Origin of the sequence: Luteibacter sp. Sphag1AF (assembly GCF_014192715.1) — a bacterium.
GTDB lineage: Bacteria > Pseudomonadota > Gammaproteobacteria > Xanthomonadales > Rhodanobacteraceae > Luteibacter.
On sequence record NZ_JACHYH010000003.1, the window covers coordinates 415,128 to 428,684 of the forward strand.

The following is a 13,557-nucleotide window of genomic DNA, read 5'->3' on the forward strand; positions in this document are numbered from 1 at the left end:
TCAGCGCACCTTCAATGTGGCAAGACCGATAAGCACCAGCACAACGCTGATGATCCAGAAACGCACGATGACCCGCGGCTCGGGCCAGCCTTTCAATTCAAAGTGATGGTGGATCGGCGCCATGCGGAATATCCGCTTGCCGCGCAACTTGAAGCTTGCGACCTGCAGCATCACCGACGCGGTTTCCATCACGAACACGCCGCCCATGATGAGCAGCACGATCTCCTGACGCACGATCAACGCCACGCAACCCAGCGCTGCGCCGATGGCCAGCGCGCCGACATCGCCCATGAACACCTGAGCCGGATACGTGTTGAACCAGAGGAAACCAAGACCGGCACCTGCCAGCGCACTGCAAAAAATGGCCAGTTCGCCCGCACCCGGAATCGCAGGAATGCCAAGGTATTCGGAGAACAGCTTGTTACCCGCGAGGTAGGCAAAGATGCCCAGCGCGCCAGACACCAGCACGCTGGGCATGATGGCCAGGCCATCCAGGCCGTCGGTCAGGTTCACCGCGTTGGAGAAGCCAACGATGATGAAGTAGCCGATCACCACGAAGAAGAAGCCCAGCGGCAACGCCACCTGCTTGAACAGCGGCAGGTACAGCGCGGTTTCAGCCGGCACCTGATGCGTGTAGTAAAGAAACAGCGCTGCGGCAAGGCCGAATACCGACTGCCAGAAGTACTTCCAGCGGCTGGCCAGACCGCGGCTGTCCTTGAGCACCAGCTTGCGGTAATCGTCGTAGAAGCCGATGACGCCGAACGCAAGGGTCACCAGCAGCACGACCCATACGTAGCGATTGCCAAGATCCGCCCACAGCAGCGTGGACACACCAATGGCAAACAGGATCAACGTGCCGCCCATCGTCGGCGTGCCTGCCTTGGACAGATGGGTCTGCGGGCCATCGCTGCGCACGACCTGACCGGCTTTCAGCGCAGCCAGCTTGCGGATCAGCGCGGGGCCCAGCAACAGCGACACGGCCAGCGCCGTGAGGGCAGCCATGATCGCGCGGAAGGTGATGTACTGGAAAAGATGCAGCGACGTGAAGTGCCGAGCCATCCATTCCGCCAGTTCAAGCAGCATCGGATGCTCCTTCAGCGTGTTTCTTCAACGCAGCGACCACCCGATCCATGCCCGCCGAACGCGAACCCTTGACCAGGCACGTCACCCCTTCGTGCAAACCGGCCACCGCATAAGCAACCAGATCGGCCTGCGTCGCGAAATGCATCGCGCCATCACCGAAGGCAGTCACGGCGGCAGCGCTCAGCGTGCCGGTGGCCAGCAGCCGGTCAATGCCGCGCTCGCGCGCCAGGCGGCCAATGCCTGCATGCAGGGCCTGTGCACCGGAGCCAAGCTCCGCCATGTCGCCCATTACCAGCCAGCGCTTGCCATGGGCCAGCGCCAGCGTGTCGATGGCGGCGGCAGTGGAACCCGGGTTGGCGTTGTAGCTGTCGTCGATCAATGTCCAGCCACCGGGCATCGGTTCAAGATTGAGCCGGCCCGACACACGCGGCACGTTCTCCAGGCCTTCCACAATCGTGTCGACCGGCACATCCAGCGCGATGGCAATCGCCGCGGCAGCCAGCGCATTGGCCACGTTGTGGCGACCCGCCAGCGGCAGCTGCACGTCAGCATCACCGTGCGGAGTGGATAGCACAAAGTGCGTTCCATCCACCCGCATTTCGACGATATCGGCGCCAATATCCGCGCGATGGTCAAGGCCATAGCGCAACGTGCGACGCGAACCGGCCAGATTCATGAAGTAGCTGGCGAACGCATCGTCGGCGTTGATGATGGCCACGCCGTCCGGCGGCAGAGACTGATAAAGCGCACCCTTGGTCTCCGCCACACCTTCCACGCTGCCCATCCGCTCAAGATGCGCGGGCGCAATGGAATTCACGAGGCCGATATCGGGCCGTGCGATGGCAGCCAGGTAGTCGATGTCGCCCGGCTTGCCAGCACCCATTTCGAGTACGGCGTACTGCGTGTCCGCAGGCATGGCCAGCAGCGTGAGCGGCATGCCGATCTCGTTGTTGTAGTTGCCACTGTTCACGTGCGTGCGGCCGTGACGCGACAGGATCGACGCCGTCAGCGTCTTCACCGTGGTCTTGCCGTTGGAGCCGGTGATGCCAACAACGCGCACATTGCTCTGCGCGCGCATGGCGCTGGCCAGATCGCCCAGTGCCAGCTGCGTGTCATTCACGATGACCTGCGCAATGGGCGCATCCACCGGGCGGGTGACCAGCGCGGCAACGGCACCGCGTTCGGCAGCCGCCGCCACGAAATCGTGCGCATCATGGTTTTCACCGGGCAACGCAACGAACAGTTCGCCAGCCTTCAACGTGCGGGTATCAATCGAGAAGCCTTCGATCTGAACATCGGCGCCCATAAGGCGGCCGCGGGTCCAGAGCGCAACGGCGGAAAGGCGCATCATGCGCGTACTCCTTTAGTGCTGTGACCGATCGCCTCACGGGCGACGGCGAGATCGTCGAAGGGACGTTTGCCCTCCGGACCTTCCTGATAAGTTTCGTGGCCTTTGCCCGCCACAAGCACCACGTCATCGGATTTCGCATCGGCAATCGCCAGCGAAATGGCCAGCGCGCGGTCGCGCTCCACGATGACGGTGTCGCGGTGGGCAAAGCCTTCCAGAATCTGCTGGACGATGAAATCGCCATCTTCGCCGCGCGGATTGTCGTCAGTGACGATCACCACGTCGGCCAGGCGCTCGGCAATCTGCGCCATTTGCGGGCGCTTGCCCTGATCGCGCTCGCCGCCGCAACCGAACACGCAGATGAGGCGGCCCTTCGTGTGCGAGCGCACGGACAGAAGCGCCTGCTTCAGCGCGTCCGGAGTGTGTGCATAGTCCACAACGATCAGCGGCTTTTTGCCTTCACCACCAAGACGGCTCATGCGGCCGTTGACCGGCTCCAGCGATTCGAGCGCGGCATGAATGCGATCAAACGGCTCGCCCAGGGCGCCCAGCGTGGCAGCCACGGCGAGCAGGTTGGCAACGTTGAAACGGCCGATGAGCTGGCTGCGCACCGTGCGCATGCCCCAGGGGGTAACGAGATTGAACGACAAGCCGCGCGCCGACGTCACGACGATGTCTGCCTTGATCTCGGCATCGGTATCGGCGGCCATGCTGGTGCGCAGGCGCGTGATGCCCTCGCCCAGATGTTTGGCAAGCTTCGCACCAAACGGATCATCCACGTTGATGACGGCGGCGCTCAGGCCCGGCCATGCGAACAGGCGCGCTTTCGCTTCGCCATACGCTTCCATGGTGCCGTGGTAATCGAGATGGTCGCGGGTGAGGTTGGTGAACACGGCCACATCGAACGCGATGGCGTTGACCCGGCCCTGATCCAGCGCGTGGGACGACACTTCCATGGCCACATGCGTGGCACCCGCCTCACGAAAATCCGCCAGCACGGATTGCATGCTGATGGCATCCGGCGTGGTGCGCTCGCCTTCGGTGACCGCGCCATGCATACCGGTGCCCAGCGTGCCGACCGTAGCCGGACGACGACCCAGGAACGCCAGCGCCTGCGCGATGAGCTGCACGGTGGACGTCTTGCCGTTGGTGCCGGTGACGCCAACTACCTGCATGGATGCCGACGGCTCGCCATAGAAGCGCGCAGCAATCTGGCCGGTCTTCTCGCGCAGCCTCTCGACGCCGATCACCGGCACGCCCGGATCAACCGCATCGAACGGCGTTTCTGCCAGCACCACGGTCGCGCCACGCTCAATCGCGCCAGCAGCGAATTCCAGACCATGGTTCTTGCCGCCGCGCAGGGCGACGAATGCCTGACCGGCGCTCATGGCGCGCGAATCAAGGCCAAGTCCCAAAACGACAAGATCGCCGGCAGCAGAACTGTCGGCGAATCCATCAAGCAAGTCAGCCAGTCGCATCTCGCGCGTCATGGCACCACCTCTTCGGCGGCACTGTCATCAGCGGCCGGTGGTGGCGCGCTGGCATTTCCGATCAGACCGCCCTGGCTGGGACCGCCGGCGTACCAGCGACCCACGTTGTCGGGGGCGATATCCAGAAGGCGCACTGCACCTTCCATCACCTGCGCGAAGGCCGGACCCGCCACCGAGCCGCCGTAATAACGGCCACCCTGGGGGTCGTTGACGACGACCACGGTCACCAGTCGCGGGTTGCTCGCCGGAATCATGCCGACGAACAGCGAAATATAGTTTTTCGAGTAGTAACCGCCGACGGACGCCTTGTGCGACGTACCCGTCTTGCCGGCCACGCTGTAATTGGCCACCGAGGCAAAGCCAAAACCGGTACCGCCCGGGCTCACCACCGTTTCCAGCATGCGCACGAGCTCGTTCGCCACTTCCGGCGTCACGACCTGGGTCGGCGGGTTGTCCGCACCCTTGATGAAGCTGGGCGCGCGCAGCTGGCCGCCATTGGCGATGGCCGAATAGCCGACCGCGAGCTGCAACGGCGTGACGTTGAGGTTGTAGCCATACGCCATGCGCGATTTTTCAATAGGCTTCCAGGTGCGTCCCACCGGCAGGTAGCCAGCCGCTTCACCCGGAAAACCACTGCCCGTGCTGTTGCCGATACCGAACGACTTGAACATGCCGTAGAGGAAGTCGGTATCGAGCGTCATGGCAATCTTGGCGGCACCCACGTTGCTGGACTTGGTGATCACGCCGGTTGGCGTGAGCGTGCCCCAGTTGTGCGTATCGCGCACCGGGTGACCGCCCATCATCCAGGTGCCCGGCGACGTTTCGATCAGCGGCGCCGTCGGCGTGTACTTGCCGCTGGTGAGCGCGGCGGCCATGGTGAACGCCTTCATCGTGGAGCCCGGCTCCACTACGTCGGTGACTGCGCGGTTGCGGCGCTCGGAAGGCGTGCTGCTGCGCACGGCGTTCGGATTGAACGACGGAAGGTTGGCCATGGCCAGCACTTCGCCCGTATGCACGTCCATCACGACAATGGAGCCTGAGTCGGCCTTGTTCTTTTCCAGCGTCTGGCTGAGCGCGCTATAGGCAAGGTACTGAATGCGGCGGTCGATGCTGAGCGTGATGTCGCGACCGGCCTGCGGCTCGCGCACCAGTTCCACGTCTTCCACCACATGCCCCATGCGATCGCGGATGACGCGCTTCGCACCGGGCTTGCCTGCCAGCCATTCGTCAAACGCCAGTTCCAGACCTTCCTGCCCCCGGTCGTCAATGCTGGTAAAGCCGAGGATGTGGCTGTTGACGGCACCGGACGGGTAATAGCGGCGGTATTCGCGCTGCGAGGCGATGCCGGGAATTTTCAGGTCCATGATCGCCTGCGCGTCTTCCGGACGCATCTGGCGCGCGATGTACATGAACTCCTTGTCGCTGCGCTGGACAATCTTCTGTTTCAGATCATCGGCATCCATGTGCAGCGCCTTGGCGAGATCCGGGATGCGGTCCTCGTTTTCCAGCACTTCGGGCGGGTTGGCCCAGATGGATGCCACGGGCGTCGATACAGCCAGCGGCTCGCCGTTGCGATCAAAGATCGTGCCGCGCGATACGGCAATCGGCATCTCGCGCAGGAAACGCGCGTCGCCCTGATCCTGGTAGAACTGTTTGCGCACCACCTGCAGGTCGAATGCGCGAACCACGAGACCCAGCGAGCACAGGCCAAGCAGCACGACGACCACGGTCATGCGCTTGCGCGGGCTGGGGCCCTGGCCACGACGACGGCTGGGCAGCGCGGTATGGGAGAACCGGCCCTTCATCGACGCACCAACTGGATGTCCTGCGGGCGCGGATTCAGCATGCCGAGCTTGCCGCGCGCTTCCGCGTCGATGCGGCTGGGTTCGGCATAGGTGGCCTGCTCAAGTTCAAGGCGGCCGTATTCCACGCCGAGCTCGTCTTTCTGATTCTGCAACCGCGTGATTTCCATGAAGAGCACGCGACTCTCGTGACGCGTCCACACCACACCGATCGCGCTGCCAAGCACGGCCAGAAGCAGAAGGGTGAGGCAGATCGCGCCGAAGGTCTTCATCCAAGCTTCTCCGCCACGCGGAGAACGGCTGAGCGCGAGCGGGGGTTGGCTGCCACTTCCGCGTCGGACGGGAAGCGCGCCTTGCCGACCGGTGCCAGCAGTGCAGCCTTCGCTTCCACGGGCGGCGCGCGGCGATTACCCTGCACGCGGCCTTCGTGCTTGCGGATGAACTGTTTGACCGCGCGATCTTCCAGCGAGTGGAAGCTGATGACCGCGAGACGGCCGCCGGGCTTGAGCAGATCCAGCGCAGCGGCAAGACCGCGGTCAACCGCGTCCAGCTCGCCGTTCACACGGATGCGCAGCGCCTGGAAACTGCGCGTGGCGGGATTCTTGCCGGGCTCACGACGGCCCACGCAACGGGCCACCAGATCGGCAAGCTCGGACGTGCGGGTGATCGGCTGTTCGGCGCGGCGCTCGACGATAGCCTTCGCGATGCGGCGACTGAAACGCTCTTCACCGAACTGCCAGAGCACGTCGGCAATCTCGCGCTCTTCGGCCATGGCCAGGAAATCGGCCGCGCTTTCGCCACGCGAGGTATCCATGCGCATGTCCAGCGGAGCATCGCCCATGAAACTGAAGCCACGCGAGGTGTCGTCCAGCTGCGGGGACGACACGCCAAGGTCCAGCAGGATGCCGTCCAGGCCGCCTTCGGCGAGCTCGGGCCATTCACCCATGGTGGCGAAATTGTCGTGACGGATGGCCACGCGCGGATCGGCAGCGAAGCTGGCCTGCGCTTCGGCAATAGCGGTGGGATCGCGATCCATCAGAAAAAGGCGGCCCGAGTCGGACAGTCGCGCAAGCATCGCGCGGGCATGCCCGCCACGACCAAACGTCCCGTCCAGATAGCGCCCGCAAGACTGCAAGGCGAGTCCCTCCAGCACTTCATCGAGCATCACCGGGATGTGCCGCAGTTGAAGACCCGCCATTGCCGCACCCCGCTCCCGTTCCACCGTCACCTCAAAATGTCGTTACAAACGCAGATCAGTCATGTCGTCGCTTATTTCGTCTTCACCGATGGTTTGGCGAATCTTCGCGAGGTGGGCTTGCTCGCTCCAGAGTTCAAACTTGTTACCCATGCCGAGCAGTACCGCCTTTTTCTCGATACCCGCCGCAGCACGCTGGCTGGCAGGGAGGAGAATGCGCGCCGCACTGTCGGGCTCGACGATGGCCGCCGCACCCACCAGTTTCATCTGCAGGGCACGATGGACCGCCTTCACGCTGGGCAACGCGTTGACCTGATCCCGGACCTTCTCCCACTCAGCGTGCGGGAAGACCCAGAGGCAACCGGATTCAAAGGGGTTGTATGTGAGGACCAGACGGTTCGCGCAGGCGGCCACCACCAGATCCCGATACGAGGTCGGAATCGTCAGACGACCCTTGTCGTCGACCGTGATGGCAGTTTCGCCTTGGAACATTCGCTGGTTACCCCACCAAATCCCACAATTTCACACCGGAGCCCACGATAGTCTCGCCCCCTGAGACTGTCAAGAATTTTTTCTTGAGAATCAAAGAGAAAGCGGCGGTTCATGCGAATTTCCAGCCGTTTATGAGGAAGGATCGCAAGGTGCTTGAATCACTGGGTTTTTTTGCGCGAGCCTTCGATGAATAGCGGGCTCCGGCGGGCAAACGTGAAGATGGAACTGAAGAGGTCGTTCAGACCTGCGCCGTCAGAAAACAGAATGCCCGACGTCAGAACGACGCCGGGCACCTGAATGCTCAGAATGAATGGAGTCGGCCTGTAAGCCGGGTTCTGTGCGTCTTGCGACGTGACAGTCATTCTTCTCGGCCTGACGTCACCGTCAGGCTCTAGCAACCTACCCGGGGACGACACGGGCCGCGTCATAGTCCCCTTATTTGGTCTTGCTCCGGGTGGGGTTTACCGTGCCATGCGGCGTTAGCCCCGCACGCGGTGCGCTCTTACCGCACCCTTTCACCCTTACCTGATCCCCTTGCGGGGCCATCGGCGGTCTGCTCTCTGTTGCACTGGCCGTCAGCTCACGCTGCCCAGGAGTTACCTGGCACCCTGCCCTGTGGAGCCCGGACTTTCCTCGATACGCTTGCGCGCGACGCGACTGTCCGGCCGACTCCACCGCCCATTGTACACGAGTGGACTCATGGGCCGGCCGCGGCGGTGACGCTCACGCCGTCAGGACGCCCCGTACAACGCCTTGCGTGGCGCACCTGTAATCGCCGCCGCCAGCTTCGCCGCCTTGGCCGGAGGCATCTCTTCCCGAAGGATGGCAAACACGCGCAGGCCTTCACCTACACGCGCATCCTCGTCCGCTTCACGTCCCGCGACCATCAACACGAACTCGCCCTTCTGCTGATGGGGATCGCCCGCAACCCGCTCGACCAGCGCGCCCACCGGCTCACCGAGCACGGTTTCGAACATCTTGGTCAGTTCGCGCGCCAGCACCACTTCGCGGTCGGCGCCGAAGATGTCACGCATGTCTTCCAGACATTCCAGCACGCGATGCGACGACTCGTAATAGATGACCGTACGTGTCTCCCCCAGCAACTCCTGAAGACGCGAACGCCGGGCACCGCCCTTTGCGGGCAGAAATCCCTCGAAGACGAAACGGTCGCTGGGCAGTCCGGCAACGGACAGTGCGGCGATGGCGGCGCAGGCACCGGGAATCGGCACCACGCGGACACCGGCCGCGCGTGCGGCCCGAACCAGCCGGAATCCGGGATCGCTGATAAGCGGGGTGCCTGCATCGGACACCAGCGCCACGCTTTCGCCGGCCAACATGCGCGCAACCAGGCCATCCACTGCCGTGCGCTCGTTGTGGTCATGCAGAGCAACCAGCGGCGTATCCACCTGATAGTGCTGCAGCAGCGGACGTGAGTGGCGGGTGTCTTCCGCAGCTACCACATCGACGCGCTTGAGCGTCTCAATCGCCCGCGCCGTGATGTCGTCCCGGTGCCCGATGGGCGTGGCGACGACGTACAGCAGGCCTTGCCTCGGCGTGGACATCTGGCTTTCCTCTTTTAACGACCGGACATTGTAAGCGGCCTACCTGTTTCGCGGGCGCAGCTCGCAGCGGCCCGGCGAGGGGATCGGCTATGATCCCGGGCGCAGCTATTAATGGAATATTCTCATGCGTCCGCTTCGCCTCACGGCAATTGGTCTCCTGCTCAGCGTCGGTCTGGCCGGTTGCGTTACTCCCGGTGCCACCCAGCACACCACCAGCGCGCCGTCCGGCGCGGCCACCCAGGCGGCGCAGGCGCTGTACACCCGAGGCCAGTTCGACGAGGCCGCCCAGGCCTACATCAACCTGGCCAATGAAGACGCAGACCATCGGGATTACTACAAGCTTCTTGCCGCCGAGTCCTACCGCCAGGAAGGCCACATCGAGCGTGGCGCCCCGCTGATCGCCGATATCCGCCGCTCGAAGCTTGAAGGTGAGGACGCCATCCGGTTTGACGCCCTGCGCGCCGAACTGGCCCTCAAGAACAAGGACGCCAACACGGCCCTGTCGCTGACCGGCCAGCCGACCACCCGCATTTCGCCGCAGTTGCTTGTACGCATCACGGAGCTTCGCGCGCAGGCCCAGGCCGCATCGGGTGATCCGTGGAAGGCCGCGCAAACCCGTGAGGGCATGGATACCCAGCTGCAGGGTCTGGACCGGGAGCAGAACCGCCGCCAGATCGTCACGTTGCTGACCGGCATGGGCGCCGCCGACCTCGCGGCACGGGCGGCCGACCTGCCCGCCAACGATCCGATGCTTCCGTGGGTCAACGAGGCTCAGGTACAGCTCGGCGTCAGCGTCACCCGTCCGCCCGCCCAGCTCGACCAGGCAGTCGGCACGGTCACCGGTGGCGACAAGGGTGTTCGCGAAGGCTACAAGGTACCGACGAAGGTCGCCCTGCTGCTGCCGCTCAGTGGCCAGCTGGCCTCGGCCGGCAACACGATCCGCGACGGCTTCTTTGCCTCCTACATTGATGCTGGTCATACCGACGCGCCGCGTCCGGCCGTTGTCGTGTACGACTCGGGCAATGACGCCGCTCACGCCGTGGCTGCCTACGAGAAAGCCGTCTCCGAAGGCGCGCGTCTCGTCGTGGGCCCGCTCAACCGCGAGGGCGTGTCGGCGATCTTCGCCAAGGGCGCTCTCCCGGCACCGATCCTCACGCTGAACTACCCCAACGACAACAAGAACCTGCCGCCGGCCGGTGCCAACGAATTCGGGCTGCTCCCGGAGACCGAAGGCGCCCAGGTAGCGGACCACATGGCCGACAAGGGTATGAAGACCGCCACGGTCATCGTCTCCACCGACGATTTCGCGCGGCGCGCCGGTAATGCCTTCAAGGCCGAGTGGCAGGCGCGCGGCGGTACGGTGGACAGCCAGATCACCATCGACCCGGGCACGATCGACTACGCACCGCAGTTGCACGAATCCGGCGACAAGGACCCGGCACTGAGCGGCGTGTTCATCAGCATGAAGCCGCAGCAGGCACGCCTGCTCGTGCCGCAGCTGCGCCTGGCAAAGAACACCCTGCCGATCTTCGCCACCTCTCACGTCTATGGTGGTGTTGACGACGCGGCAGCCGATCACGATCTGGAAGGCGTGGAGTTCTGCGACGCGCCGTGGCTGTTCGACGCGCAGCCGGGCCTGCCCCGCCGCAGCGACCTGGCCACCAGCATGCAGGCAGTGCGTGGCGTCTCCGCCCGCCTGTTTGCCTTCGGCATGGATGCCTGGGGCCTGGTGCCCTATCTGGATTGGCTGCGCGCCCATCCGGGCAGCTACTTCCCCGGCGCAACAGGGCAGTTGGTGGCCGACGAATTCGGCCGTGTGCGCCGGGTGCTGATCTGGGCACGTTTCCAGGATGGTATCGCTCACCCGGTGGCTGGCAGCCTGGAGCTGGAAGCCCCCTCCGCCACACCCAGCGTGGATACCGGCGAGGGCTGAACAACGCCCTCCCCCGTCACTCAAGGACAAGGACGTCCCGTGAACACCCCCAACGAACGCGACCGGCAGCGCAAAGCCACCGGCCTGGACGGCGAAGCACGCGCCCGCCGTTATCTTGAAGCGCAGGGTCTGGACCTCATCGAGACCAACTACCGCACCCGCGCTGGCGAAATCGACCTCATCATGGCTGACGGCCAGACAATCGTGTTTGTGGAAGTGCGGGTTCGCCGAAGCCGTGGCTTTGGCGGAGCCGCCGCCTCCGTCACGAGGACCAAACAGCAAAAGCTCGCGCAGGCCGCGTCGCACTGGCTCCTCAACCACGGCCGTCATGCCGCCCGCCCTTGCCGCTTTGACGTGATTGCCTTTGAAGGCGATGGACCACCCGACTGGATTCGCGGCGCCTTCGAGGTTTCCTGACGGCGGTATCATCGCTGGATGAATACGCCGCTCCCCGCCACCCTCCTTGCGGACCTGCGCCAGCTCCTGGGCCACAACCTGTCGACAGATGATGGGGAGCGTCTGAGTTACGCCTACGACAATTCCCGCCGGCAGGCGCTGCCGGACGCCGTCGCTTTTGTCACTACCCACGACGAAGTTGAAGCGCTGGTCCGCGCCTGCCGACAGCATGGCGTGCCAGTCATCGCGCGTGGCCGCGGCACGAACACCACGGGTGCCACGGTGCCGGTGAATGGCGGTGTGGTGGTCAGCTTTGAGCGCATGAACCGCATCGTGCGGCTTGACCCGGATAACCGGCTGGCCGTGGTCGAGCCAGGCGTCCTCAATGGTGACCTGCAGAAAGCGCTCGCGCCCCTCGGGTTTTTCTGGCCACCGGACCCCACCTCCTCCCCGTGGTGCAGCATCGGCGGCAACCTCGCCTGCAATTCCGCCGGGCCGCGCGCGGTGAAGTACGGCAGCCCACGGGACAACACGCTGGGTCTGCGTGCCGTAGCGGGCACGGGCGAGAGCTTCCGCTGCGGCACTTACACGACCAAGGGCGCCACCGGCTACGACCTCACCCGGCTACTCATCGGGTCGGAGGGCACATTGGCGCTCATCACCGAAGCCACGCTCAAGCTGACCCCGAAGCCGTCCGGGCTGCGCACCATGCGGGCGACGTACGAGGATGTGGGAAGTGCTGCCCGGGCCGTGGCGCGCATCATGGCGCAGCCCGTGACGCCTTGCGCACTGGAATTCATCGACGACGTGGCACTGGGTCTCGCCCGCGCTCACGGCGGCGACAGCGTGCCGGTTGCCGGCGCGATGCTGATGATCGAAGTCGACGGCGAACCCTCTGCCCTGGACGACGCCGCACATGCTGTGGCGCAAGCCGCCAGCGGGCACGGCCTGATGGACTTGTCGGTCGCGCGAACTGCGGAAGAGACCGCGCTGCTGTGGTCGGCGCGCAAGGCGCTGTCGCCCGCACAGCGCACGATTTCGCCACACAAGATCAACGAAGACGTCGTGGTGCCGGTGAGCCGGCTGCCGGAACTGGTCGACGGCGTGAAGAGACTGGCGGCGCAGCACGATGTATTGATCGTTTGCTTCGGCCACGCCGGCAACGGCAACCTCCACGTGAACCTGCTGCCCCGAAACGATGCCGAACGCACGCGCGCCGAAGCATGCCTGCATGAATTGTTTGCGCTGGTCATATCACTCGACGGCACGCTATCGGGCGAGCACGGCATCGGCATCGCCAAGCGCGACTTCATGCCCCTCGCCCTGTCGGCCAACACGCTCGGACTCATGCACCGGGTCAAGGATGCATTTGATCCCGACGGCATCCTCAACCCCGGAAAGCTGCTACCGCCCCGCCTCTAAGCCCGGCCCTGCATTGCACTGGGGAAGCGGGCCTGCTCGCAATGCCTGCAAAGCGGCACATCCACGCCGTAAAGCAGGCACCATCGCTCGCGATAGACCCTAAGCCACGCGCCCGGGCAAAAACGCTTCCGCCCCAAAATGCCGCAGCTCTGCAATGCTGTCCACCGTGATATCCGGCGGCGTGTGCTCAAGCTCCGCCCCCGCCGCTGCCGCGTAATGCCCCTGGCGCACGAACACGGTCGTAACCCTGTCGCCCATCGCCTGCTTCAGCGCGACAAGAATGCGCGGCTTGTCGTCCACCATCACGTAGTGATCGGCCGGATAACGCGCAAACACATCATCGAGCATGTCTTCCTTGTGCACGTAGATGAGCACATGCCCGTCCAGCGCATCCCACAGACCGGCACGACGTGCCTTGCGCGGCTGGAACACAGCGTCGCCGTCAGAAAGAATGACCGGCTGCCCCAGCGTCTTCAGATGATCCAGCACTTCGAACGTGCCCGGAAACACGCGCTCGTCAAACGGGTAATCAAGAAGAAAGAACGACATGCCGGAGAAACCGGGCTGCGTCTCCCGGCCAATGCGCAGCCGTTGCAGCGTGGTCAGATAATCGGCGAAGCCGTACGTCTTGCGAAGCTCACGATCAATCGCGTTATACGCGTCGCGACCCTCAGTACCGAAATCGCGCTCCAGGCGGGCGTACAGATCAGCACCGAAGCGATCGTTGTCCAGCAACGTGTTGTCGATATCGAGAAGAAAAACCAGCTTGTGAGTGTTCGACACCGTACGGCCCTGCAAGTGGGAAACTGCCCACCATGCTACCGCGCGACGCGT

The 13,557-nt window shown here is 64.3% G+C and carries 12 protein-coding genes and 1 other RNA gene; 3 read left to right on the forward strand and 10 right to left on the reverse strand.

Annotated elements, in window-relative coordinates; genetic code table 11:
- The 9 genes from mraY to rsmI form a co-directional block, all read right to left on the reverse strand.
- Complete coding sequence (mraY, locus tag FHW69_RS11330) at positions 1-1,083, reverse strand: phospho-N-acetylmuramoyl-pentapeptide-transferase (protein ID WP_183423157.1); 1,083 nt, start codon at positions 1,081-1,083, stop codon at positions 1-3.
- The gene (gene murF, locus FHW69_RS11335) at positions 1,073-2,434 is read right to left on the reverse strand and encodes a UDP-N-acetylmuramoyl-tripeptide--D-alanyl-D-alanine ligase (protein ID WP_183423158.1); all 1,362 of its coding nucleotides are present in this window, start codon (positions 2,432-2,434) and stop codon (positions 1,073-1,075) included. Before murF ends, mraY begins: the two co-directional genes overlap by 11 nt.
- Positions 2,431-3,921, reverse strand: a complete 1,491-nt coding sequence (locus FHW69_RS11340; protein ID WP_183423159.1) for a UDP-N-acetylmuramoyl-L-alanyl-D-glutamate--2,6-diaminopimelate ligase — start codon at positions 3,919-3,921, stop codon at positions 2,431-2,433. Before FHW69_RS11340 ends, murF begins: the two co-directional genes overlap by 4 nt.
- The gene (locus tag FHW69_RS11345; protein WP_255494758.1) at positions 3,918-5,726 is read right to left on the reverse strand and encodes a penicillin-binding protein 2; all 1,809 of its coding nucleotides are present in this window, start codon (positions 5,724-5,726) and stop codon (positions 3,918-3,920) included. The genes FHW69_RS11340 and FHW69_RS11345 overlap by 4 nt, the downstream gene beginning before the upstream one ends.
- Positions 5,723-5,995: a cell division protein FtsL gene (gene ftsL / locus FHW69_RS11350; protein ID WP_183423160.1), complete on the reverse strand. Its 273-nt coding sequence runs from the start codon at positions 5,993-5,995 to the stop codon at positions 5,723-5,725. Before ftsL ends, FHW69_RS11345 begins: the two co-directional genes overlap by 4 nt.
- Positions 5,992-6,921, reverse strand: a complete 930-nt coding sequence (rsmH, locus tag FHW69_RS11355) for a 16S rRNA (cytosine(1402)-N(4))-methyltransferase RsmH (RefSeq protein ID WP_183423161.1) — start codon at positions 6,919-6,921, stop codon at positions 5,992-5,994. Before rsmH ends, ftsL begins: the two co-directional genes overlap by 4 nt.
- 42 nt (positions 6,922-6,963) lie before the next feature.
- On the reverse strand, positions 6,964-7,410 hold the full coding sequence (mraZ, locus tag FHW69_RS11360) for a division/cell wall cluster transcriptional repressor MraZ (protein WP_183423162.1): 447 nt from the start codon (positions 7,408-7,410) through the stop codon (positions 6,964-6,966).
- A 308-nt stretch (positions 7,411-7,718) separates the two neighbouring features.
- Positions 7,719-8,083: RNase P RNA component class A (gene rnpB / locus FHW69_RS11365), an RNA gene on the reverse strand.
- A gap of 58 nt (positions 8,084-8,141) precedes the next feature.
- Positions 8,142-8,972: a 16S rRNA (cytidine(1402)-2'-O)-methyltransferase gene (gene rsmI, locus FHW69_RS11370; protein ID WP_183423163.1), complete on the reverse strand. Its 831-nt coding sequence runs from the start codon at positions 8,970-8,972 to the stop codon at positions 8,142-8,144.
- 124 nt (positions 8,973-9,096) lie between these two features.
- On the opposite strand from rsmI, the gene FHW69_RS11375 reads away from it, so the two are divergent.
- Genes FHW69_RS11375 through FHW69_RS11385 form a run of 3 tightly spaced genes read left to right on the forward strand, consistent with a single transcriptional unit; the run spans position 9,097 to position 12,723 of the window.
- Positions 9,097-10,905, forward strand: a complete 1,809-nt coding sequence (locus tag FHW69_RS11375) for a penicillin-binding protein activator (RefSeq protein WP_183423164.1) — start codon at positions 9,097-9,099, stop codon at positions 10,903-10,905.
- A gap of 39 nt (positions 10,906-10,944) precedes the next feature.
- On the forward strand, positions 10,945-11,322 hold the full coding sequence (locus FHW69_RS11380; protein WP_183423165.1) for a YraN family protein: 378 nt from the start codon (positions 10,945-10,947) through the stop codon (positions 11,320-11,322).
- A gap of 18 nt (positions 11,323-11,340) precedes the next feature.
- A complete protein-coding gene (locus FHW69_RS11385; protein ID WP_183423166.1) occupies positions 11,341-12,723 on the forward strand; it encodes an FAD-linked oxidase C-terminal domain-containing protein in 1,383 nt (460 codons plus the stop codon).
- A gap of 99 nt (positions 12,724-12,822) precedes the next feature.
- On the opposite strand, the gene FHW69_RS11390 is transcribed toward FHW69_RS11385, so the two are convergent.
- A complete protein-coding gene (locus tag FHW69_RS11390) occupies positions 12,823-13,506 on the reverse strand; it encodes an HAD family hydrolase (protein WP_183423167.1) in 684 nt (227 codons plus the stop codon).
- Between the last annotated feature and the right edge of the window lie 51 nt (positions 13,507-13,557).